Here is a 22,570-nt window from a genome sequence, read left to right as displayed (position 1 = left end):
CAACTGCACAGGAGCGCACCATGGCATTGAGCACGCCAGCACTCGGAGAAACGACGGTTTCATCCGGCATCCTCGATCTGGTCGGCGACCAGGATCGCGTCAAGACCCGATCCATCGACCGCGTTGCCTACGCCTCGGATGCCTCGCACTACCTGTACACGCCGCAAGCTGTCGTGCTGGCCAAGGACGCCGCGGAAGTCTCCGCCCTGCTGGCTGCGGCCGCGCGCGGCAACCAGCCGGTCACCCTGCGCTCGGGCGGCACCTCGCTGGCCGGGCAAGCCAGCGGCGACGGACTGATGATTGATGTGCGCCGCAACTTCCGCGGCATCACCGTGCTCGATAACGGAGCGCGCGTGCGTGTGCAGCCCGGTGCCACCGTCCGCCAGGTCAACGCGCGCCTGGCCGTCTATGGCAGCAAGCTGGGGCCGGATCCGGCCAGCGAGGCGGCCTGCACCATCGGAGGCGTGATCGCGAACAACTCCTCGGGGATGGCCTGCGGCACCGAATTCAACACCTACCGCACCCTGGAATCCATGACTTTCGTGCTCCCCTCGGGTACCATGATCGACACCGCGGATCCGCAGGCCGACCGCAAGCTGGCCGCCGCTGAACCGCAACTGGTCGCCACGCTGGACAAGCTGGGCCAGCGCGTGCGCAGCAACCCGGCCTCGGTCGCCAAGATCGAGAAGCACTTCGCGCTGAAGAACACCATGGGCTACGGCATCAATGCCTTCCTGGACTACGACACCCCGGCAGAGCTGATGGCACACCTGATCATCGGCTCCGAGGGCACCCTGGCTTTCGTCGCCGAGGCCGTCTTCCGCACCGTGCCGATCCGCAAGCTGGCCATCGCCACCTTGGCCGTCTTCGATAACCTGGATCTGGCCACCCGGGCGCTGCCTGAACTCGTGGATTCCGGCGCCGCCACCCTGGAGCTGATGGATTCCACGTCGCTGCGCGTGGGCCAGTCGCTGCCCGGCGTGCCGGATGCCATCATGGGCTTCGACGTCGACCAGCAGGCCGCCTTGCTGGTCGAATACCATGCGGACACCGAAGAGGAACTGGCCGGGCTGCGCTCCGCTGGCCAGTCGCTGCTCGACGCATCGGCATTGCGCGCCCCAGCGGTGCTGTCCCCAGATGCGAAGAACCGTCAGGCCGCGTGGAAGTTCCGAAAGGGCCTGTATGCTTCGGTGGCCGGTGCCCGCGCCACAGGCACCACCGCGCTGCTCGAGGACGTCGTGGTCCCGGTAGAGTCCTTGGCCGAAACCTGCGACAGCCTGCAGGAGCTGTTCACCGAGTACGGCTACGCTGATTCGGTGATCTTCGGCCACGCCAAGGACGGCAACATCCACTTCATGCTCACCGACCGTTTCGAAGGCGATGTGGCGTTGAACCGCTACAACTCCTTCAACGACAAGATGGTCCAGCTGATTCTGGACAAGGACGGCAACCTCAAGGCGGAGCACGGCACCGGCCGCGCCATGGCGCCGTTCGTGCGCGCGCAGTACGGCGATGAGCTCTACGAGGTGCACCTGGAGCTGAAAGCCGCCTGCGACCCGCGCCTGATGATGAACCCCGGGGTGATCATCGACGAAGACCACGCCGCGCACATCCGCAACATCAAGCTCAACGAGACCATCGAGATCGAGGCCGACCACTGCGTGGAATGCGGCTATTGCGAGCCGGTCTGCCCGTCCAAGGACCTGACCCTGACCCCGCGCCAGCGCATCGTCGTGCGCCGGGCCATCGCCAAGGCCGAAGCCGAGGGCAACGCCGAGCTGGCGGCCGAACTGGAGCGCGACTACGAATACAACGGCGTGCAGACCTGTGCCGTGGACGGCATGTGCGTCACCGCCTGCCCGGTGGGCATCAACACGGGCCTGCTGGTCAAGCGCCTGCGCCGCGAAGACGCGCACCCGGTCCTGGAAGCCGGCTTCAAGGCCGCGGCCAAGGGATGGGGACCTGCCACGCGCGCTGGGTCGCTGGCCCTGAGCATCGCCGATAAATTCCCTGCTTCGCTGGTCCGCGGTGCCACCGATGCTGCGCGCAAGGTGGTCAGCACCGACACCATGCCACGTTACGATGCCGACCTGCCTGGTGGAGGCAAGGCGCGCAAGCCCATGGCCGGCAACTTGGGTGCAGCTGGCACCGAGCCGCTGGCCATCTACCTGCCAGCCTGCGTGAATTCGATGTTCGGCCCTGCAGGAGACGGGGAAGGAGTCGCCCCGGCGTTCACCAAGCTGCTGCACGCTGCTGGCGTCTCGGTTTACGTTCCCGAGGGCATTGAATCCACCTGCTGCGGTACCCCGTGGACTTCCAAGGGCTACGAACAGGGCCATGAGGTCATGGGCCAGCGCGTGCTGGAAGAAGTCCGTGCGGCCATGCCGGGCAAGGACCTGCCGATCATCTCCGATGCCTCCAGCTGCACCGAAGGCTTTGCGCATACCCTGGCCGAGCATGGCTACGAAGTGGTTGACCTGCTGGCGTTCACTTCGCAGCACCTGCTGGAGAAGCTGCCAGCGCTCGAGAAGATCTCCTCGGTCACCTTGCACCCAACCTGCTCGTCCACGCAGATGGGCCTGAACCCGGACATGCAGAAGATCGCAGAGGCTGTGGCAGATACCGTGAACACCCCGGTGAACTGGGGCTGCTGTGGTTTTGCCGGTGACCGCGGCATGCTGCATCCGGAGCTGACCGAGTCGGCTACCGCTCGCGAAGCTGCCGAGGTTCGTGAACTGGATGCGCAGGAACACGCTTCGTGCAACCGCACCTGTGAACTGGGCATGACCCGTGCGACGGGCAAGGAATACCGCCACATCGTTGAACTGCTGGCAGACGCCGCCAGCAAGTAGAGGTCGGAGCAAAGCCGGCGGCGTCGAGCGGCATTAAGCCATGGGTACGCGCAATGGTTGCTTGCCGGGAGTCAGGCTGCGAGGTCTTCGGGGCCGTCCTTGGGCTTCAGCCGTTCCTTGAGTTGCTGTATCCATTGCGAGTCGCGTCTCAATTGCGGGAACGGCTTGTGCGCGTAGCCCGTGGCTGGTGGCGCGGTGGACTTGTAGGACATCGCCGAGCCGGGACAGATCATGATGGTGTGGCCGTTGCCGTAGGTCGTGTATTCGTACCAGCCGGCGGCTTCCTTGGCCTTGTTGCAACTAGCGCATCGGCCATCGCCGTTGAAGACGGTGCTCTTGCCTCCGCGGGCGTATTGCTTGACGTGGTCTATTTCCTCCACGATGCCGTCGCAGAACGGGGTGCGGCAGTGCCGGTCGCGGATCGCGATGAACTTCTTGAGCTTTTCCGGGAAGATCCGGGCTTTGGAGTCCATGGCGATCAGGTCCTGGTCGCCGGGTGCGGTGTAGAGGCGGGCGAGTTCGGTGCGCACGTCGAGCTGTTCGATCAGCTCCGTGGTGGGTTTGGCGTCCATTTGGTCGAAGGTCAGGCTGTTGGGGATCTGGTGCCCGCTGATCCATTCGCGCACGCTCTGGGCGGGGATGAAGCCGTAGCCTTCCAGATAGGCTGGTTCGCGTTCGCCGGCGAACAGGGCCCGGTCGGTCATGACTACTGCGACTTGCAGGGCGATGGGCATTTTGGAGGGTTCGCCGACCATCATGTAGCTGAAGAGCAGGTCGGCGCGGATCTGGGTGCGGGTGCGGGGGTCGCCTTTTTTGCGCAGGGTTTTCGATTCTTCGTCGAGGTAGCGTTTGAGGCACATGCCCTGCAGCAGGGGGTATTCGCCGTGGATGATGATGCGGCCGTGCTGGTCGTCGATTTTCAGGGTGAGGTTGCGTTGCTCTTCGACGGTTTTCTGCTTGATGGAGTCGGGGTCGGAGATGTAGGCCAGGGCGAATTTTCGGACTGTTTCCTTGATTTGGGTGGTGCCCATGGATTCGAACATGTGCGGGTTCTGGGCGTAGAGGTGGTCGAATTCGGTGCGGCGCTGGGGTTTGAGGTCTTGGAGCGGGGTGAGGATGGCTTGGGTTTGGGCTTCGGTGAATTCGCCGCGGGCGCAGGCGGCGGCGAGGTTCGGGGTGTCTTCGAAGAGGATGCGGCAATTGACCAGGTAGTTGCGCATGCCGTGCGGTGATTGCTTGCGGGCCAGGGCGACGCAGGCGGCTGCGCCGCGGGTTTGGTCATCGAGGTGGATGCCGCGTTCTTCGTGGTCGCGGACGTATTCTTTTTCGATTTGGTGGGCGAGGCCGGCCTGTTTGCAGCGTGCTGCGGAGATGAGGGCTTCCAGTAGTTCGATGCCGTGGGCGCAGTCGGCTTTGCTGCCGTGTTCTTCGAGGGCGGAGAGGTCGTTTTGCACGGTTTGGACGTGGAGGTCGAATTCCTCGGGGGGTGCTGGTGGGGTGAGGCTGTTTCCGTGCGCCTTTGCTTCGGACATGTTCTAATTATACTTCGCTTGTTCGAATATGTCTTCTAATGGTATGGAAAACTTCAGGGGTTTTCGATAGGCGAGAGTGCGCGAAGCGGAATAAAATGCATAAATATGCATTCCCGATCATGAAATCCATCTCAAAAGCTGGCTGCCGAGCGATGCGCAAATACGGCTAATGCCAAGAAGAAGCGGGAATTAGTGTGAACCCGCCGGATTCCTGAAAAGTCGGGACCAGCTGGATTATGACATGATATTCCAGTTCAGAACTTCCACGCCCAGCGCCCGGCCGCATCCTAGGCAGGGGCGAGGCAGCACCACCATTTCCCTTGAGGATCCGCGATGAACCGCAAACCGTCCGTGAGCTCCAGTCCGGCCACCCTGCTGGGCGCGCAGCTGCGCCGCCGCAAGTCGATCACGAATATGATCGCCGAAGCGGAAACCAATGCAGGGGCAGGCCAGCTGCGCCGCACCTTGGGCATGTGGCAGCTGACCATGATCAGCGTCGGCGCCACCATGGGCACCGGCATCCTGGTGATCCTCGGCGATACCGTGCCGATCGCCGGTCCGGCCATCTGGATCTCGTTCGTGATCGCGGGCATTACCGCGCTGCTTTCGGCGGTGTCCTATGCCGAAATGGCCGGCATGGTTCCGGTTTCCGGCTCCAGCTATTCCTATTCCTATGCCACCATGGGCGAAGGCATCGCCTGGATCTGCGGCTGGTGCCTGGTGCTCGAATACGCGGTGTCGGTGGCTGCGGTGGCCGTGGGTTCGGGCCAGTACGTGAACGAAACGTTGCGCACCTTCGGCATGGAGCTGCCCGAGCTGCTGGCTGGCGGCCCGGCCGACGGCGGAGTGGTGAACCTGCCGGCGCTGATCGTCGTCGCACTGGCCACCTTGCTGCTGGTGCGCGGGGCGCGCGAGTCGGCCATCGTGAACTCGATCGTCGTGGCCATCAAGGCCGGCATCCTGCTCTTCTTCTCGGCCGTCGCCTTCAGCGCCTTCAATGCGGGCAACTTCGAGCCGCTGCTGCCAATGGGCGCCGCCGGCGTGACCGCGGCGGCATCGAGCGTGTTCTTCTCCTATATCGGCTTCGACGCCGCCTCGACGGCCGGCGAGGAAGCCAAGAACCCGAAGCGCGACCTGCCCCGGGCGATCATGCTCTCCATGCTGATCGTGACCATCAGCTACGTGCTGGTGGCCGTTTCGGCGATCGGCGCGCGCGAATGGAACTGGTTCGAAGGCGCACAGGCGCCGCTGGTGCAGATCATCGGCGAACTGACCGGGCAGCCGATCTTCGTGCTGGTCTTCGCGGTCGCCGCCGTGCTGGCCATCGCCTCGGTAGTGCTCACCGTGCTCTACGGCCAGACCCGCATCCTGCTGGCCATGTCGCGCGACGGGCTGGTGCCCGCGGTGTTCGGCAAGGTCTCGGCCCGCACCGGCACCCCGGTCGCCGGCACCTGGATCACCGGCATCCTGGTGGCGGTCACGGCCGGGTTCATCCCGCTGGGCGCACTGGCCGACGCCACCAGCATCGGCACGCTGTTCGCCTTCGCGCTGGTGGGCGCCTCGGTGATCTACCTGCGCAGAACCCAGCCCAAGGCCGAGCGCACCTTCCGCGTGCCGCTGTACCCGCTCACCCCGATCCTGGGCATCTTCGCTTGCCTGTTCCTGATGAGCCAGCTCGGTTGGCATACCTGGCTGGTGTTCATCATCTGGATGATCGTCGGCGCAGCGCTCTACCTTGGCTACGGCCGGCGCCGTTCGCGCCTGGGCCAGATGAGCGCGCAGGACTACGCGGCCAGCCACGGAAACGAAAAGTAGCTGCGCGCCTGAACAGCATCAGGTAGCTCAATTCGGACTTCCCCGACCCGCGGGAACCCCGTTGGCGGAGCTCGTGTGACAGAAGATCGAGGGGGAGAACGGGGCAGATTTTCCTCAGTTTCAACGTGAGGACGCGCATTTTAAGCAGGTGCAACAGGCCATCGGGGATCGCGTGAGCGAAACGTTCAAGTATCTGTAACACTCGATGCTCGAAGAACACGAGGACATAGCCTCTGCGGTTAAATCGCTACTCCGGAGCCCATTAAAGCAGCCGGGCACGAGCGGCGCGAGGCCTTGGGCCAAGTGAGTTCCGCTTCTGGCGACGCTACCCTGAAGGTATGGCGCGCTGGTCGGCGGTCATCCCGCGCAGTTGCGACGGAAACGACAATGCCTCCTAATGGCTGTCGCTGTCTGCCGGGCACCGCATGGAAATGACGTGCACTTCTTGGGGCAGATCTACACGGGGCTGGGCTGGATCCTAGCTAGTATTGCCAAGATCGGCCGGCGGAAGACATTGAACAGCTGCTCCAGACCTGAGCTCCATCTGGAGATGGCCGCCTGCGCTTCTTGGCAACGGCGGAAGGATAGCGATTCTACCGCTAGATCATCGCGGTGGCATTTGCTGGAGATCCCGTTCCGCCAATGACGTTGAGCGGCTTGATGGCGAGAAAACAATCCCAACGTTGCAACTGGTTCATCCGGCGGGCCAAAGGCCCCAGGCGCCACAACTCTCCGAGCGGAAGCCCGAGTTTTGCCAAGAACTCTTGGTGCATCATCCCGCGATCATTCGGAGCTGTGGTGATGAAGGGGGAATCGGCTACAGGCGGGAGGCATTCAACGGCAAAGTTATCTGCCGCCAGGATGCTCAGCCCCGAGTCCCACGCCATGTCCAGCAGTTCTTCGGACTGCGCCAACCCGGTCGCCTTGCCGGAATCACGTTGCCTGGATTTTTCTTCGGGGGACAGACCCAAGAACCATTCGCTCCAGCCGGTGTGAATCAGCAGCGCATCGCCCTGTTCCAGCTCAATGCCTTGGTGCTCCATGGCAGCAAGGAGCAGGGATAGCGGGATCGGCACACCATTTGCATGGTCCAGGTCTTGGCCCTGAGCTCTAGTGAAACCGTCAACGTCCACCAAGAGGCCACGAGTAACAATGGGTTGATCCGACCAGTACTGGATGCCCAGTTCGGTGGTTCCGGGGATGATCTTCTCATCGGGCACACCGTTGTAAAATCCCACTTCATCAGAACGCCGGTGGCGCAGCCCATCGATCTGCGACGAGCCCTGAAGGTAAAAGCTGTCCAGATAGTCATCGCGATGGGCCACATGGTTGCCGAAAATATGGTGCTTTGGCGCGCTACGTGTTTTGGACATCCCAGGTGAAAAGGCATCGATCGGATAATCAAGCCCGAAGGTTTCACCCAGGCGAACTGAAGCAGCCGCCTGAATTCGTTTGGCCGCATCGATTTTTTGGGGAACGCCAGCAGAAGGAGGGCTGAACAGGTCCCATGAAGTACCTGCAAGGGCGCCCGGACGTTGTTTCAGTTCGGCACGAGTAGGATACTTTTTCTGATCGCTCACTTTGACGAGTTCTCCTGCGCGTATTCCAGCGGGGTGGAGCCCACATGGAGCATCAGATACGCGGCAATCGAAGAGACGGACGCGCTGATGCAAAGTATCGTTTTGAATACCGTGTTGGGTGCGGCCAGAAGCATTGCATTGCCTGCAATAATCCCCACCAGCTGCAATAGGACGAAGACGATTCCGCCACACAACGCCACGGCCAAGGAAGCGACGAAGGTTTTTCGAAGTATAGATCGGTACATTTTGGCCCCCTGTGGGTTTAGACCGGCAAGATTCCGGAAGCAATCAGCACGCCGATTGCCAACAATGGAAGAGCATAGAACAGCATCATGCGGCGGAAGGTGTTATACGGGTTGACGCCGGCGATGCCGCACGCGACGTATAACGGGGCTCCTCCCGGCGGTACGGCTGCTTCACAAGAGGAGAACACCAGCACTGCGACCGCCGCAGTTGGTGCTGGAACACCGGCGGCAACCAGCGCTGCAACACCCACGGTTCCCACGGCGGCCATCGTCGCCGTTGATGACAGCGGAGCAGCCACTGCAACCACGATCAATCCAATCACCAGGGCAAGCAGCCATACCGGCAAGTCAAGCTGGTTCAGCACTGCAGTCAACTGCTCCGGCAAGCCGGTGCTTGCCAGGGCATTAGCTCCGGCGAAAGCGAATAGCACGGTAATTCCTACGATGCCGAAACGGGGGATGGAAGCCTCGATCATCTGCGACCATTCTTTGGCCGTTCGCGGCAGCTTACTGAATCCGAGCAGCAAACCCATAATGATCAATACGATAGGAATCCAGAAAATCGGGCTGACAGCTTTGGACACATCAGTTTCCGTATGCTCGCTCAGTACTTCGGCCATGAATCCGCTGGTGATGATCATTGGAAAAGCGACACCGACGAACAATAGCAGCGTGGTCCATCCTTGCTTGAATGCGACCGATAGCTGCTGCCGTTGTTCCTTCGGTGTTGATTGTGCGCCGCTCCGGCGGACCAAGATATAGGTAACGACCAGGCGGTGCGCAACGCACCAGAGCCCGCCAAAAATCAGCGGAACGATGAGCTCGTTTGCTGATAGCAATGGGCCGACGGTTGAGGAACCCACCAGGACGAACATCGAGGCACTGAATGGGAAAGTGATTCCCATGCCCGCGTTGCCAGCCACGATGGTCGCCGCCGTAGGACGGTCGATCTTTGATCGTTCCATCCATGGGATGGTAATTGAACCGACAGTTGCGGCGATGGCTGCTTGGTTATGCACGATGCTGCCCAACCCGGCCGAGGACACCGTGGACACGTAGGCGGCGCCGCCTTTGCTGCCGCCGATCAACGAGTCCAGCAGGTTGATCATGCGTTCCATGACCCCTGCGCGTTCGAGCAGGTAACCCATGAACACAAAGATCACTGTTGCATAGACAATTTCATCGGTGAGCGCTTCATAGAGCGCAACCCAGCCAACGGACATCATCTGCTTGCCACTGAATGCTGCGGCGACGATGAAGCCAAGAATCATTGCTTCACCGACGTTACGGCGTAGCAAGACCGTCCAAATGATGATGACCGCGAGGTAGACGCCCAGCGCCCAGATGCCAATCATGATGGTTCCTTCCGATGCTCGCCCGCGTCGCCGCTAGCCAGCTGTCATCCTATTATCGATTGCCATACGCTCCATTGCACTGGCAGAGGCATCGGTCATTTCACGGGGGACGCCCAAGTCTTCCAAATATCCGCCGGTGGAACGCATTTCTGCTGCACGGCGTACTGCGTGCTTGGCCGTACCGGTCAAGAAGCGGTCGATAGTTGCCTGGCCGTCGCCGGCCAGCATTTTGGAGATCTCTGCTCGGACCCATGGTTCAAGTCCCGCAGCGGCGCCAGCGCGAACTGCCTCGATCACCACGGACGCAAGGCCCTTGGTAAAGACGCTTCGCAGCAGCTTATGAGCCATGGCGCTGCCCGGTCCACCCTCCACGACTTCAACCGGTGCTCCCACAGATTTAAGAAGATCAGCAAAGTCCTCCGCTCCTTGGCCGCTGGCCATCAACGGTGTTTTTGCCCCCTGTGCAATGACGGGTCCGAGGATCGCGACGTCAATGAAGTTGACCTGGCCCGACGTGGAGCCCAGTTTTTCCATGATCTTGGGGGAAGAACTGGTCAGATCCGCATAACCAGAGCCCGCTTTCATTGCGGGCAAGCATTCTTGGGCTACCTCCGATGCAGCGCCAGCGGCGGTCAGAACTAAAACGACGTCCGCATCCTTGACTGCTTCCGCGGCTGACCGGGCCAGTTCCACGCGTTGCGGAGCGTCGCTGATGAAAGGATCATAGCCGGTGATTTCATGTCCAGCTTCGAGTAGCGCGGCAGCGTAAATCTGCCCGACTTCACCTAGTCCGATGAGTGCACATTTCATAGTGTTAGGGCCTTAGATAATTAGGAATGGGAGATATTTCGGTCAGCAAGAATGGCCGCGCGGCGCTGGCTCTCGTCGAGATGCACGGCTTCCGCGGCAGTGGCGATTTCCTCGGCACGGCTGGCTGGAACGATTACCAGACCATCCGAATCGCCGATGACAATATCGCCAGGGCTCACTGCAACGCCACCGAACGCGATGGTGCCGTTAATTTCGAAAGGGCCATTCTTGTATGGGCCGGCAGGGCTAGTAGCACGGGCAAACACTGGCAGGCGGATTTCTCCGAGATCCACTGCGTCTCGCACCGCTCCATCAATGGCAAAGCCGGCGACCCCCTTTGAAACAGCGCGTTCGCCGATCAGCTCACCGAGCAGCGCGCGGTCTGTGTAGCCGCCGCCATTGACCATGATGACTTCACCTGGTTGAACGTGCTTGAGCGCCTCATGAATCCCGGCATTGTCGCCGGGGGCTACCCAGACGGTGTAGGCGGGACCCGCCAACTTGGCTCCTTCCCAGACGGCTTGTATCTCCGCCGAAGCGATTCCAAGTCGTTGCATGGCATCGCCGATGTTGGCAGCAGGAAGCTCGGTGAGCCGGTCGATCGTAGATTGGCTGACTTGTATGTATTCAGTCGATTGGTTCACTGGTCACCTATTCCAAGGCCTGTGGCGCAGAATTTCACAAGAGAACATTTCATTATATGTTCTTAGATTTCACACTACGCAATTAATTGATGATGTATGGAATCATGACATGTTCTGCATCACAGTGTCAAGGAGGATTTCGCGGGGAGGTTTCGAAGGTTCAGCCTTGCAGGAGCGGGGCGCAAGCTGCGCGTGGCTCCAGGCAAAGCGATTCCGGGAGGGTTCTAGCGCCTGTGCCGCGGTATTTAATGGCGCGCAGGATCGAGGCGGCGCACGGACGCGAAAGGCGGAATTTGCGCGATGTTATCTGGTGGGCGGCTAGTAGACGCTGCTTGCCAGCAAATCGGACAGGCGTCGAGCTGCCTGGAGTAGTTCGGGGGCCTTGGCTTCCAGTGTGTCGCGGGGGATCGTGGCTATGGGTCCGGTCAGCGAGAGGGCTTCGGTGGGAAGGCCTTGGCGAGCTGGGACGGCCACGGCGATGGAAATAATTCCCAGTGCGCGCTCATCCTCGGAAATAGCGTAGTTCGAATCGAGGCGGGGTGTCCGAACCCTGATGGCCTCAAGATCGAAATTCTCCGCTTCGTACTGCAGGCGCCTTGAAGATTCGGCGATCCGGGTTAGTTCGTCATCATCGGCACCACGAAGGAGGATGCGCCCTGCAGCACCGGCAGTAAGCGGCAGGCGGCGGCCTTGCGGCAAGTTGTACCCAAGCGAAGTCTCTCCTACCACGCGTTCAACCAGTACGCGCTCGCTGCCGAGGCGAGTGTAGAGCGACGCTGTCAGCTTGGTTGCCTGCGAGAGCTGCTGGAGGATTGGTTGGGCCACCCGGGGCAGGGGGTCGTTCTCCAGGAAAACTCGGGCAGCAGGCAATACCGCTGGACCCAATCGGTAGCTCTTGTCAGTTTGGCTGACCAGGCCGGCTTCCTGCAGCACCCTGAGGATGCGCAGGGTCGTAGGCGAGCTCATCCCCATGTCGGCGGCAATTGCGCTGAGTCGCCGGGGGTGTTCGTAGCGCTGGATCTGCTCGAATACGGCAATGGCCCGGGTGAGTGACCTCATGCCGTTGGGAGCTTCAGACTTATCTTTTTCTACCGCCATGATTTCATTCTACGCAATTATTTTGTAATTTGGCACACTTCCTTGACTGCCACTTGTGCGTCATGTCACTATTTCATGGAGCGCTAAACAATTTTACTGTATGAAATTTCTGAACGAACTATGTAATCGGAGGAAGTCGTGTCGAGCGATCTAACGGAGAGGCAGAACCCTCCTGGCGTGTGGCCGGTAGTGGCCGGCCAAGCAATCATCGGCCTTGTCGGTCTGTACGCGCTTATAGGTTCGGTGAGTTTAGGACTATGGAGCAGCATGGGGCCGGGTGCCGGGTTCTTTCCTGCGGTGCTCGGCGCGTTCCTCGTTGTTCTAGCCATTGTCTGGTTCATCCAGGAGCGTTCCGCGCCACAGGAGCCGGGTGAGGCTGAGGCTTTCGAGCGGGCGCAAGTATTTGCGGTTGTGGCCAGCCTGGTTGTACTGGCGGCAGCGTTGCCGTTTCTCGGTTTCCAGCTGAGCATGCTGGCTTTCCTGATGTACCACCTGAACTTCCGAGCTCGGATCGGGTGGATTAGAGCAGTAGTGATTTCTCTTTGCGGGAGTGTAGGCGTGTTCTACCTGTTCACAAAGGTCCTGCACGTTTCGCTTCCTCTGGCATCTGTTCCGCCCTTGAATTTGATTGGACTTTGAGATGGATGTTCTCAACGAACTCATGATGGGTTTTGCCGAGGCGATGACGTGGCAAAACCTGCTGTTCGCATTTGTCGGCTGCCTATTGGGCACTGTTATCGGAGTTCTGCCCGGTATCGGGCCGGTCGCGGGAATCGCATTGTTGATCCCGCTGACTCTGAACCTCGATCCTGCTGGTTCCATCATCATGCTGTGCGCTATCTTCTATGGCACTACCTACGGTGGAACAATAACCAGCGTTCTGCTCAATACGCCCGGTGAAGCAGCCTCGGCGATCACCGCCATCGATGGCTATCAGATGACGAAGATTGGCCGTGCTGGTGTAGCACTGACTATCGCTGCTGTCGGATCATTCGTCGGTGGCACAATCGCCACCGTCGGCTTGGTCATTGCGGCCAAGCCGCTGGGAAGCTTGGGGTTGCTCATCGGCCCGCCAGAATTCTTCGCACTCGTTGTAGTCGGGATCTCGCTGCTGGTGGCGCTAGCGGGGAAGTCGATGGTCAGGGCCTTGATTTCTGGAGCGTTGGGCCTGCTGATTTCGATGGTGGGCATTGACCCGGTCATGGGCGCTCCGCGTTTTACCTTCGGCATGGATCGATTGCTCGACGGTGTGTCATTCGTGGCCGTGATCGTAGGCATTTTCGGCTTGTCTGAGATCTTGTCTTACCGCCCGGGAAAGAATCAATCCGTTGCGCAGGCCCCGGGCTTGCGAGCTTTGCTCCCATCGCGCACGGACTGGGCACGCAGCACGCCGGCCTTTGCCCGAGGTACAGGCATTGGCTTTGCCATGGGGCTCATTCCAGGCATGACCGGATCGGTTTCTTCCCTGCTTTCCTATGGGGCTGAGAAGAAATTCTCGAAGTACCGCCACCAGCTCGGGCAAGGAGCCATCGAAGGGGTAGCCGGTCCCGAGACTGCCAACAACGCTCACGCCAACGGGGCACTAATCCCGCTATTCACTTTGGGCATTCCCGCCTCGCCTACGATCGCGGTACTGATGGGAGCTTTCCTGCAGCAAGGCCTGACTCCTGGGCCGACGTTGTTCGCTGAACATAGCACATTGGCGTGGACAATTATCGCCAGCCTTTTCATCGGCAACGTACTACTGCTTATTCTCAACGTTCCACTTGTCGGCTTGTGGACTTCCATCTTGAAGGTTCCATACCCGATCCTGGCAGGCCTGATCTTGATGTTCATGGTCGTGGGGGCGTACACGATCAATTTTTCCGTTTTCGATGTCTTCGTGATGATCATCTTCGGACTGGTGGGCCTCGGTCTTCGCCGGCTGGATATTCCCCTTGCCCCAATGGTCCTGACACTTGTCCTGGGTCCGTTGATGGAGCGATCCCTTCGCGAATCATTGGATATTTCGCATGGCAGCTTCGCGATCTTCTTTGATCGTCCTATCACGATGGTGTTGCTGCTCGTCGCCTTGGCAATCGTCTGCAGTCCGCTCTTGAAATTGCGTAAGCCAGCTGTGCTGGCAGCTGAAGACCCCGAAAGCTAGACAACGCAAAATCTATTCACTCAACCCGAAGGAAACACAATGAAACGCATGATCTCGATTCTTGCCGTTGGAGCATTCACCTTGGCTGCAGCAGGCTGCGGATCAAGCAACGCAGCATCAGGTGGCGGAGGGGAAGAGTTCCCCAAAAACGGCAAATCCGTTGAACTAGTAGTAGCGTTCTCGCCGGGTGGACCTGTGGACACAGCTGCCCGGCTGATCCAGCCCATACTCGAAAAAGAGCTCGGGACCAACGTTGAGGTGGTAAACAAACCAGGTGCCGGTGGTCAGATTGGCTATACGGCGTTGGCCAATGCCAAGGCTGATGGCTACACCATTGGTGCCGTTGGGTCGCCTTCAATTGTCGTCATTCCCATGGACGAATCCCGCGGTGCGGCCTTCACCCGCAGCGACCTGCAGCCCCTGGGCCGCCAGGTTGTGGATCCGATGGTGATTGCGGTTCAGCCGGACAGCAAATATTCGAGTCTCAAGGATCTGATCGAAGAAAGCAAGGCAACCCCGGGTGCGCTAAATGCAACAACCACAGGGCAGATGGGCGGTGAGCATTTCGCGATTGCCCAGATCAACGAGGCCACTGGTTCTGCATTCAGCCCAGTGCACTTCTCTGAGGGAGCTTCCCAGGCATCTACCGCCTTCCTGGGCAAGCACGTGGAAGTGCTTGTCGGGAATATCAGCGAGGTAGTTGACTTGGCGAATCAGGGCAAAGCCAGAGTGCTCGGGGTGATGGATGCCGAACGCACCGACGCGCTGCCGGACGTACCGACATTCGCTGAAGAAGGATACGACGTGATCGCGACGACTGCCCGTGGTTATGCGGCACCAGAAGGCCTGCCAGAGGAAGTGGGCAAGAAGCTGGAAGCTGCCCTGCAAACTGCGATTGAAGACGAGGCAGTAGTTGAAAAGATGGAAAACCTCGGATTGGCAACTAGCTACCAAAATGCGACCGACTATGACGAATTCTGGACTCGCCAGGAGGGGGACTACAAGGCTGTCCTGCCATTAGTCCAGGCTAAATAGCAGTGGATCGGAACGGGCGGAGCTGAAATTTAGGACAGCAGCGGGGCTGGCCGTGAGTTCCATGAAATAAGCAGGAGGGCTTTGGATGGCAAATTTGCCAGCCAAAGCCCTCCTGCGTTGATGGGACGTTTGTGGCTAGTAGCTGAGCCCGAAGCCGTAGTCGAAGAGCGCTCCATCGGCAGTTTCGCCGTAGCCGGGCAGGTCGCTGGCCTCGTCCATGACGAATGGCTGGCGGATCGCACCGGGCGCTTAATGCCCGTCGCGCTGCTGAATTCGCCGTTCGCCGCGCTTGATGAGCAGCAGCGAAGTTCCGCGAAGTTGGGGGCGAGTGCGGCTCTCCGTACCGCCCCCAGTTCTGGCGCCTAGATTTCGCAGGTTTCGGCGGGCGCGTTGCGGATCAATCCGCGCTCGGCCACCAGCGTGCTGATGAGCAGAATGGCGGCGGCCGCGTTCCAGGGAACGAGCGGCAAGTAGCCTTCTGGCGGCAGGTCGGAAAGCAGCCAGCGGGTTACCAGGAACGTGGCCAATCCCAGCGCAAGCGAAATGGCGAATGCGATGCCCCGGTGTTTCTTGGAGACGCCCTGCCACGCGGGGATTGATCCGTCGGCAGGTGCTTCAGAGGTGATTCCCAAGAACTTCAGCATGCGTTCCTTCTCGATAATGTCCGGTAGTTGTCATATAAAGATCAAGTCAACTAAGTGTTATTTCGATAGTATCGAATCTGAAAATTGCTGTACATGGTACTTTCGGATGACACTTCGACCTCGAACACCGAGCCCGGGTGAAACTTTTGGCCCCGTGCACGGCGCCGTGGCGCCATTCGGCGTCCGGTGCAGCCAAGCGCGGGGACAGGACCGAGGTGCGTGGACGCATCGCTCGGAACGCTGCGAGATCGCCCCCGGGGGAAGTGTTAATGGGAAGGCGCACTAGCGGCCTAGCGCCAGGCGCGGTTCCTGCCTTATCATCAGTGAGTCAGGAACATGGCCCCGCCAGGTTCCGGCGCTCTCAAAAGGGGCGATACCCGTTGCGGTCCAGCAACCGGTAACGGCAGACATATATGGAATTTCTTCAGCACGATTTCTTGAAAAGAGTCCATAATGTCTAGCGTTTCAGCTGCCATTGCCCACGCCCTCAAGCCGCTGGCCCCGCGGATCTTCGGATTGATGGGCAACGGCAATGCCCACTTCCTCGACGCCGCAGTGCGTGCAGGCTTCGACTACACCGCCGTGCGCCACGAATCGGCCGCCGTTTCGGCCGCCGACGCCTACTTCCGCATCTCCAATAAGCTTGCCATCGCCTCCACCACTTACGGTGCCGGCTACACCAACACCATCACCGCACTGGCTGAAGCCGCCGCGGCCCGGACCCCGCTGCTGTTCGTCACCGGCGACGCGCCAACTTCCGGCCTGCGTGGCTGGGACGTCGACCAGGCCGCGATCGACACAGCAGTGCGAGCGCCGCGCTACGTCGTTGACCGCGACAACCCGGGTGCCACTGCTCTGGAGGCGGCCGCCCGGGCGTTGCGCGAACAGATGCCGGTTGTTTTGGCGATCCCTTATGATTTGGCCGCGGTGGATTCGCTCGAAGAGCAGCTGCCTGATTTCGCCTCCCTGCGCAGCACCCCTCCGGCACCGCAGCTGAACTCCACCCAGCTGGAGCAGATCGCTGGAAAGCTCAACGCCTCGCAGCGCACCCACATCCTCTATGGCCGCGGCGCGATCGATGCCGCCGCGCAGGTCCAGTCGCTGGCGCAGAAGCTGGACGCCACCACCTCGGGTACGTTGCTGGCCCGCGACCTGCTGGACTACGAGTTCGATTTGGGCATCACCGGAGGCTTCTCCACCGAGGCCAACGCCCGCATCATCGCGCAGGCCGATACGGTATTGGTACTCGGCGCCTCGTTGAACCAGTTCACCATGCGTTTTGGCGATCTGGTCGCGCAGGATGCCAGCTTGATCCAGATCGACCTGGGGTGCGCCGCCACCAACCCGCGCGTGGACTATTTCGCCACCGCCGATGCGGCCTTGGCCGCCGCGGACCTGCTCGGTGCGGTGGAGCAGGCGCAGGGCGGATGGCGTTCAGGCCTGGACCTGTCCAATCTGCGCACCCGTCCGGCCGGTGACGACCTGGCCGCCGACGGGCAGCTTGATCCGCGCCGCGTGGCCAGCGAACTGGAGAAGATCCTGCCGGCCAATCGCGTGCTGGTGCAAGACGGCGGCCACTTCATCGGCTGGGGGCCCATGTACTGGTCGACCTCCGGTGCACGCTCCTTGAGCTGCGTGGGCACCGCGTACCAGTCGATCGGCCTGGGCATCGCTTCCATGGTGGGCGCAGGCCCAGCGGCGCAGGGGCGCACGGTCGTGCTGGCCGCCGGCGATGGCGGCTTCCTGATGGGCCTGGCGGACCTCGAATCGATCGTTCGCACCGTGGAAAGTGGCGTAATCGTCATCTACAACGACTCCGCGTACGGAGCGGAAATCCACCAGTACGGATCCGTCGGCCTGCACGAAGACCCGATGCTGATCCCGACCGTGGATTTCGCCGGTATCGCCAAGGCCATGGGAGCCACCGGAATCCGCGTTGACACGCTCGAAGACCTCGCCGGGGTCCAGCAGTGGGTGGATGCCGGAGCCCGGGGCGTGTGCCTGGTGGATGCCCGTGTCTCGATGCATGTGCGTGCTCCTTATATGGACGAGGTCCTTTCCGCGAACAAGAAGGCCGCCGCGGCTGCGGCATTACAATCCGGTAAAGGTGGTGGCAAGCGGTAGCCGAACGTCGTAGGGTGGTTGAGTGCGCAAGTTATTAGTCGGAACAGCAAGTCTGGGTCTAGGGGCACTTTTGATGTTCCCCGCAACCGGCGCTTTTGCTGCACCCACTGGCCCTGGCGACTCGGCGGGTGCCAGCGCAGCGCAGCTTTCCGAGACCTCGCTTCGCGTGGCAACCATCCAGGCAAATCTCAGCGGCGAAACCCCCCAGGAGCTGCCCGCGAACCTGATGCGCGGATCCGACCGCCAGGCGGCGCAGGTTGCAGACAAGATCAGCAGCGCCAATGCGGACGTGGTGGTTCTGACAGATATGGACGCCACCCAGGACGCGGTTGATGCACTGAACGACCAGTATCTGAACAATCCCGACGATGCCCGCGCCGATGTGGAATACGGGTATTCCTACCTGGCCGTGGGCTCCAAGGGCCTGCAAAGCGGTGCCGATCTGAACGCTGATGGCGTCATCGGCGGCGCCGAGGATGCGTGGGGCCAGGCCGCATTCGCCGAGCAGGGTTCGATTGTCGTGCTATCGAAGTACCCGATTGCACAAGACCAGGTCACCAGCGTTTCCCAGCTCAAGTGGCAGGACGTTGCCAACGACATGATGCACCACACCGACTTCTCTGGTGTGCTGGCCGCCTCCATTCCGGTGATGAGCACCGGGCTGTGGGACATTCCCATCCAATACCGTGGCGAGCCGGTGCATATTCTTGCGACCCAAACCCAGCCAGATGCACAGGACCAGGAATTCGCCAAGGCACGCCAGGCTGATGAGTTGAAGGTTCTCACCGGCTACCTGGCCGGAGAGGACTACGTTCGCACCGATGAGGGCGAGCAAGCAGAAGGAGTCGGCGAAGACCGCTATGTCATCGCCGGCGCACTTGGCTTGCAGGAGAACGCGGCAGATCGCGTTGAACCATTCCTCCAGGGGCTCAAGCGCGCGAACGCTTTGAATGATTCCGGAAGCTACCTGGTCCCCAGCGCAACTTGGCAGGTATTGGGCCAGGGCCGCATCCAGGAGCATCCGCCAAGCAGTTCCCAGCCCCTGCCCGGAACGGTGCCGGACTTGGTGAAAGCATCAAGCCCGCTGATCTGGACCGATGTCCAGTTCTAGATGCCGAGCAAACCCCGCAGATAAGGATTGAGGAATCGTCCCTCCGGATCGGCAGTTTGGCGCACCCTCGTGAAATCGCTGAATTTCGGGTAGAGCTGCGCCAAATCCGCTGCTTGCAGGCTATGTTCCTTGCCCCAATGCGGCCGGCCGCCCAAAGAACGGAAGATCTCTTCCATGGCCGGGAAGTATCCCGGAGCCTTATCCCGAATGTAGCGGTGCACGGCAATGTACGCTGTCTGCCTGCCGCTGGCGGTACCCAACCAGGTGGAGTCCTCGGCCGCGGTACGCACCTCGACAGGGAAGGAAACTCCAACTCCCGAACGCCTGAAGTACGCTCGCACCTTCGCGAAAGCTTCATCGAAGCCAGCTAGCGGCAGCGCATACTCCATCTCGGTGAAACGCACCCGTCGCGCACTGGTGAAAGCTTCATTCCATGGCGCGATGCTGCTGCGCTCCGGCAGGGCGGCGCAAGCCACCTCATTCAATTTGGCAGTGGTCCGGGGGACCGCTGCGCTCAGCGAGCTGAGCAGCTGCAACGCGCCATTGGAGAGCAGCTCATCGTTCAGCCAGCGGGCCACCGCAGGCGGTTGATCGGCAGGGACCTGGCCGTCGAGCCGGGTATTGATCTTCACCTGGGCTTTGCTGGTGCCCGGGAACCAGAAGAATTCCAGGTGGTCTTCTTGCCGGGCACGATCAACAAAGCTTTCGGCGATCTGCCCGATGGGTTCGATGGATTCAGCCGCACGCATCATGTAGTAGGGAACGCACCGCAGCCGGACGTGGGTGAGCACCCCCAGTACTCCCAGGCCAAGCCGGGACGCCTCGAATAATTCGCTATTCTCCTGCGCGCTGGCGCGCAGATGGGTGCCATCGGCCAGCATGATCTGCACTCCCGTGACCGTTGCGCTGAATCCGCTGAATTCCAGGCCCGTGCCGTGGGTGCCGGTGCTGATTGCTCCAGCGACCGACTGCTTGTCGATATCTCCCATATTCTCCAACGCGAGGTTGAAGGGCCTGAGCAGGGCGGGGATCTGCCAGAGCCGGGTTCCGGCGCGGAACGTCACCTCGTGGGTGCGAGCGTCGACTTCCTCGATGCCGCGAAAGCCATCCAGATTCAGCAAGATCCCGTCGGTATCTGCCAGCGGAGTGAAGGAATGGCCTGCGCCGACGGTGCGCACCGGCTGGTGCTGGTCGGCGGCCTGCTCCAGGCTCTGCGCTAATTCTGCGATGCTGCGCGGAGAATGGACAGCTGCTGGGTGGGAGACCACGGTGCGTGCGAAATTCCTGAAAGTACTCACAGGAATGCTTTCCCTTCTCCACGGTAAGTAGGCCATTGTTCGACGATCCTGCCCTTGGAGTACACCGCCGCCTTATTAACCCGTTCGGCCGGTTCACCGGACTTGGCATGGCGCAGCCACACGGTATCGCCAATGGCAATGCGATGCGCCGAGGGGCCAGTGAGCGGAGTCTGCACTTCGCCGGCGCCTTCCATGGCCAGGTAGCGAAGCTTCTTGGGATGCTCGATGGTGGGCAAGCGGTCCTTGCCGGCTGGGCCCGATGCGGCCCATCCGCCACCAAGGATGGTGACCGTTCGCTCATCGGGACGGCGTACTACCGGGAATCCCAGGTACAGGGCAGGGGTGGGGCGGAATGCGCGGTAGGAATCGAAGAGCGCGGGCGCGAATAATCCTGAGCCCGCGGCGATTTCGGTTACCGCTGGTTCTTGGATGGTGCTTTCTACCGAACCGGTACCTCCGGCATTTACAAACCGCAGGTCGCCGAGCTCCCGTACCAATTCCACGGTTTCGGCCCGGCGGTCCGCCAGTTCGGCGGCGCTGGCTTGGCGCAGCTTGCGGGCGATCAGTGCCCTGGGGCTGAAACCCCCATCGGGGACCGAAGCGATTTGGGATTCGTAGCCCATCAGCCCGTCCAAGATGAAGTTGCGCCGGCGGTGCACCTGGGCGGCCAGTTCGGCGACCTGTTCCGGCCGGGTCAGCGGGGAACGCGCGGCGCCGATACGGAGGTTGCTGCTGGGGTAATAGGCAGCATCCAGTTCCAGGGCGACCTTCAGCGGCCCGTGCCCCGGTGCGATCCTGTCGATCAAATCCAACTGCTCTTGGGTATCCACCATGAGCGTTACCTCTTCGCGTGCCTGTTCGCTGGCGGCCCACCGGCTGATCGCTTCGGCATCGGTTTGCGGGTAGGCAACCACCAAGTCCTTCAAGCCATGGCTGGCCAGCCATAATGCTTCGGCCAAGGTGAAGCAGAGAACGCCGCGGAAACCGGGCTCATCCAGGACCCGTTCCAATGCCTTGCGTACACGCAGGGATTTGGACGCGATGCGAATCGGCAGACCTCCGGCCCGTTCGCGCAGGGCGATCACGTTGGAATCGAAGGCATCCAGATCGAGCAGCGCGACCGGATGCTCCGAGATCCCGGCGCTTTTCAAGGCGTGGTTATACCGTTTGGCCTGAGCGTTCTTCATAGGCCAACTCTTGCACCAGCGTCGGGGAGTTTCAAGGAATTTTTCAAGACGCTTGCTTGAAAGCGCAAAGACCAAGGTAACTCTCAGGGTCTTGCGGTTAAGCTGGAGCCATCATGAAAAACGATCCGATTTCAATGACTTTGATTGGCAAAGATGGAAAGCCGCGCTCCGGCGTGCAGGACGCCATCATGAAGGGCATCGGCGTGCAGCGCCCGCTGGTGCTTGCCTACATCAAGCGGCTGCGCAAAAAGCACCCTGACGCTACTACTGCCCAGCTGGCAGCTATTGTCGAGCGCGATTACCTGCGCGTAGTTACCGGTTCCGGTGCAGCCGTGGGTGGAACCGCAGCCGTTCCCGCTGTTGGTACCGGTATCGCCCTGGGCCTATCCATAGCTGCGACCCTGGGCTTCCTGGAAGCCTCGGCGCTGTATGCGCAAAGCCTGGCAGAGCTGCACGGCATAGCCATCGACGATCCGGATCGTTCACGAGTCCTGGTTATGGGCATCATGATGGGCGATGAGGGCAGCTCGATGATTGCCGGATTGACTTCCCAGGCCGCAGGTCGCGGTGGGGGTCCAATCCAGGGATGGGCCAAGTCCTTCGGTGCCAGCAAGTCCACGAGCATCTACTCTGCAATGCAGCGCACCATGCAGAAGAAGTTCCTGCGCAAGATCATTGGCACCCAAGCGGCTAGCACCATCGGCCGTTTGGTTCCGTTTGGGGTCGGCGCGGCCATCGGTGGCGTAGGCAATCGATATATGGCCAAGCGCGTGATCGAGAATGCGGCAGTGGCCTTCGCCGGCATTCCCACGGTGGCGCCAAGCTCTCTGCCCCTGGATGATCCTAGAGTCATTGACGCAGAGATCGTCGAGGACTAGCTGAATCGCGGTAGCCGGCCACTGAGGTGGTCGGCTACCGGCTTTTAAGACGAATTTTTATGCGTTTTACAGATTTTTGCGAGCACCGAACCGCATGAACCCGGGCTTTAATCGGCGCTCCGGAATTAAGTGTGCACGGTCACCGTCAAAAACCACCCACCCGATTTGCAGGACCCCCAAAACCTGTGTATAGTTTTTCCTTGTCGCCGAGAACAA

At 60.8% G+C, this 22,570-nt stretch carries 19 protein-coding genes; 9 read left to right on the top strand and 10 right to left on the bottom strand.

Annotation, left to right across the window (positions count from 1 at the left end):
• Window positions 1-20: 20 nt before the first annotated feature.
• Window positions 21-2,852: an FAD-binding and (Fe-S)-binding domain-containing protein gene (locus tag M2368_RS18445; protein ID WP_208294307.1), complete on the top strand. Its 2,832-nt coding sequence runs from the start codon at window positions 21-23 to the stop codon at window positions 2,850-2,852.
• Between the two features lie 71 nt (window positions 2,853-2,923).
• Here the strand turns inward: M2368_RS18445 and M2368_RS18440 are convergent, their stop codons facing one another.
• Window positions 2,924-4,384, bottom strand: coding sequence for an HNH endonuclease (locus tag M2368_RS18440; RefSeq protein ID WP_404598674.1), 1,461 nt, complete (start codon window positions 4,382-4,384; stop codon window positions 2,924-2,926).
• Window positions 4,385-4,717: 333 nt separating this feature from the next.
• Here M2368_RS18440 and M2368_RS18435 point away from each other — a divergent pair, with 333 nt between their 5' ends.
• Complete coding sequence (locus M2368_RS18435; RefSeq protein ID WP_105662734.1) at window positions 4,718-6,199, top strand: amino acid permease; 1,482 nt, start codon at window positions 4,718-4,720, stop codon at window positions 6,197-6,199.
• Window positions 6,200-6,798: 599 nt separating this feature from the next.
• Here M2368_RS18435 and M2368_RS18430 read toward each other — a convergent pair.
• The 6 genes from M2368_RS18430 to M2368_RS18405 form a co-directional block, all read right to left on the bottom strand.
• The gene (locus M2368_RS18430; RefSeq protein ID WP_133835093.1) at window positions 6,799-7,779 is read right to left on the bottom strand and encodes a cyclase family protein; all 981 of its coding nucleotides are present in this window, start codon (window positions 7,777-7,779) and stop codon (window positions 6,799-6,801) included.
• Window positions 7,776-8,024 (bottom strand): hypothetical protein, encoded by a 249-nt coding sequence (locus tag M2368_RS18425; protein WP_133835094.1) that lies wholly within the window; start codon window positions 8,022-8,024, stop codon window positions 7,776-7,778. Before M2368_RS18425 ends, M2368_RS18430 begins: the two co-directional genes overlap by 4 nt.
• Window positions 8,025-8,041: 17 nt before the next feature.
• Window positions 8,042-9,379: a TRAP transporter large permease subunit gene (locus tag M2368_RS18420; protein WP_133835095.1), complete on the bottom strand. Its 1,338-nt coding sequence runs from the start codon at window positions 9,377-9,379 to the stop codon at window positions 8,042-8,044.
• A 33-nt stretch (window positions 9,380-9,412) separates the two neighbouring features.
• A complete protein-coding gene (locus M2368_RS18415; RefSeq protein ID WP_133835096.1) occupies window positions 9,413-10,189 on the bottom strand; it encodes an NAD(P)-dependent oxidoreductase in 777 nt (258 codons plus the stop codon).
• A 20-nt stretch (window positions 10,190-10,209) separates the two neighbouring features.
• The gene (locus tag M2368_RS18410; RefSeq protein ID WP_286172351.1) at window positions 10,210-10,833 is read right to left on the bottom strand and encodes an RraA family protein; all 624 of its coding nucleotides are present in this window, start codon (window positions 10,831-10,833) and stop codon (window positions 10,210-10,212) included.
• Between the two features lie 318 nt (window positions 10,834-11,151).
• The gene (locus tag M2368_RS18405; protein ID WP_133835097.1) at window positions 11,152-11,931 is read right to left on the bottom strand and encodes an IclR family transcriptional regulator; all 780 of its coding nucleotides are present in this window, start codon (window positions 11,929-11,931) and stop codon (window positions 11,152-11,154) included.
• 138 nt (window positions 11,932-12,069) lie between these two features.
• Here M2368_RS18405 and M2368_RS18400 point away from each other — a divergent pair, with 138 nt between their 5' ends.
• The 4 genes from M2368_RS18400 (at window position 12,070) to M2368_RS18385 (ending at window position 15,478) form a co-directional block, all read left to right on the top strand.
• Window positions 12,070-12,570, top strand: coding sequence for a tripartite tricarboxylate transporter TctB family protein (locus M2368_RS18400; RefSeq protein WP_286172352.1), 501 nt, complete (start codon window positions 12,070-12,072; stop codon window positions 12,568-12,570).
• A 1-nt stretch (window position 12,571) separates the two neighbouring features.
• Entirely contained in the window at window positions 12,572-14,077 is a 1,506-nt protein-coding gene (locus M2368_RS18395) for a tripartite tricarboxylate transporter permease (RefSeq protein ID WP_133835098.1), read from the top strand.
• 39 nt (window positions 14,078-14,116) lie between these two features.
• Window positions 14,117-15,112: a tripartite tricarboxylate transporter substrate binding protein gene (locus M2368_RS18390; protein WP_133835099.1), complete on the top strand. Its 996-nt coding sequence runs from the start codon at window positions 14,117-14,119 to the stop codon at window positions 15,110-15,112.
• 120 nt (window positions 15,113-15,232) lie between these two features.
• Window positions 15,233-15,478: a hypothetical protein gene (locus tag M2368_RS18385; RefSeq protein WP_166650884.1), complete on the top strand. Its 246-nt coding sequence runs from the start codon at window positions 15,233-15,235 to the stop codon at window positions 15,476-15,478.
• Here M2368_RS18385 and M2368_RS18380 read toward each other — a convergent pair.
• Window positions 15,475-15,756, bottom strand: coding sequence for a hypothetical protein (locus tag M2368_RS18380; protein WP_105658972.1), 282 nt, complete (start codon window positions 15,754-15,756; stop codon window positions 15,475-15,477). The two genes, M2368_RS18385 and M2368_RS18380, sit on opposite strands and share 4 nt — an antisense overlap.
• A 453-nt stretch (window positions 15,757-16,209) precedes the next feature.
• Between M2368_RS18380 and M2368_RS18375 the strand changes: the two genes are divergently transcribed.
• Together M2368_RS18375 and M2368_RS18370 are read left to right on the top strand one after the other, a co-directional pair.
• On the top strand, window positions 16,210-17,880 hold the full coding sequence (locus M2368_RS18375; RefSeq protein WP_133835101.1) for a thiamine pyrophosphate-binding protein: 1,671 nt from the start codon (window positions 16,210-16,212) through the stop codon (window positions 17,878-17,880).
• Window positions 17,881-17,953: 73 nt separating this feature from the next.
• A complete protein-coding gene (locus M2368_RS18370; protein ID WP_105658970.1) occupies window positions 17,954-18,991 on the top strand; it encodes an endonuclease/exonuclease/phosphatase family protein in 1,038 nt (345 codons plus the stop codon).
• On the opposite strand, the gene M2368_RS18365 is transcribed toward M2368_RS18370, so the two are convergent.
• Both M2368_RS18365 and M2368_RS18360 read right to left on the bottom strand, forming a co-directional pair.
• Entirely contained in the window at window positions 18,988-20,289 is a 1,302-nt protein-coding gene (locus M2368_RS18365) for a D-arabinono-1,4-lactone oxidase (protein ID WP_286134401.1), read from the bottom strand. The genes M2368_RS18370 and M2368_RS18365 overlap by 4 nt on opposite strands.
• Entirely contained in the window at window positions 20,286-21,476 is a 1,191-nt protein-coding gene (locus tag M2368_RS18360) for an alanine racemase (protein WP_105658968.1), read from the bottom strand. The genes M2368_RS18365 and M2368_RS18360 overlap by 4 nt, the downstream gene beginning before the upstream one ends.
• A gap of 113 nt (window positions 21,477-21,589) precedes the next feature.
• Between M2368_RS18360 and M2368_RS18355 the strand changes: the two genes are divergently transcribed.
• Entirely contained in the window at window positions 21,590-22,354 is a 765-nt protein-coding gene (locus M2368_RS18355; RefSeq protein ID WP_105658967.1) for a hypothetical protein, read from the top strand.
• The last annotated feature ends 216 nt before the right edge of the window (window positions 22,355-22,570 follow it).

Source organism: Arthrobacter sp. JUb119 (genome assembly GCF_024807995.1).
In the GTDB taxonomy this organism is placed as follows: domain Bacteria; phylum Actinomycetota; class Actinomycetes; order Actinomycetales; family Micrococcaceae; genus Glutamicibacter.
The sequence above is the reverse complement of the archived record's forward strand: the minus strand, read 5'-3'. Positions and strand labels throughout refer to the sequence as shown.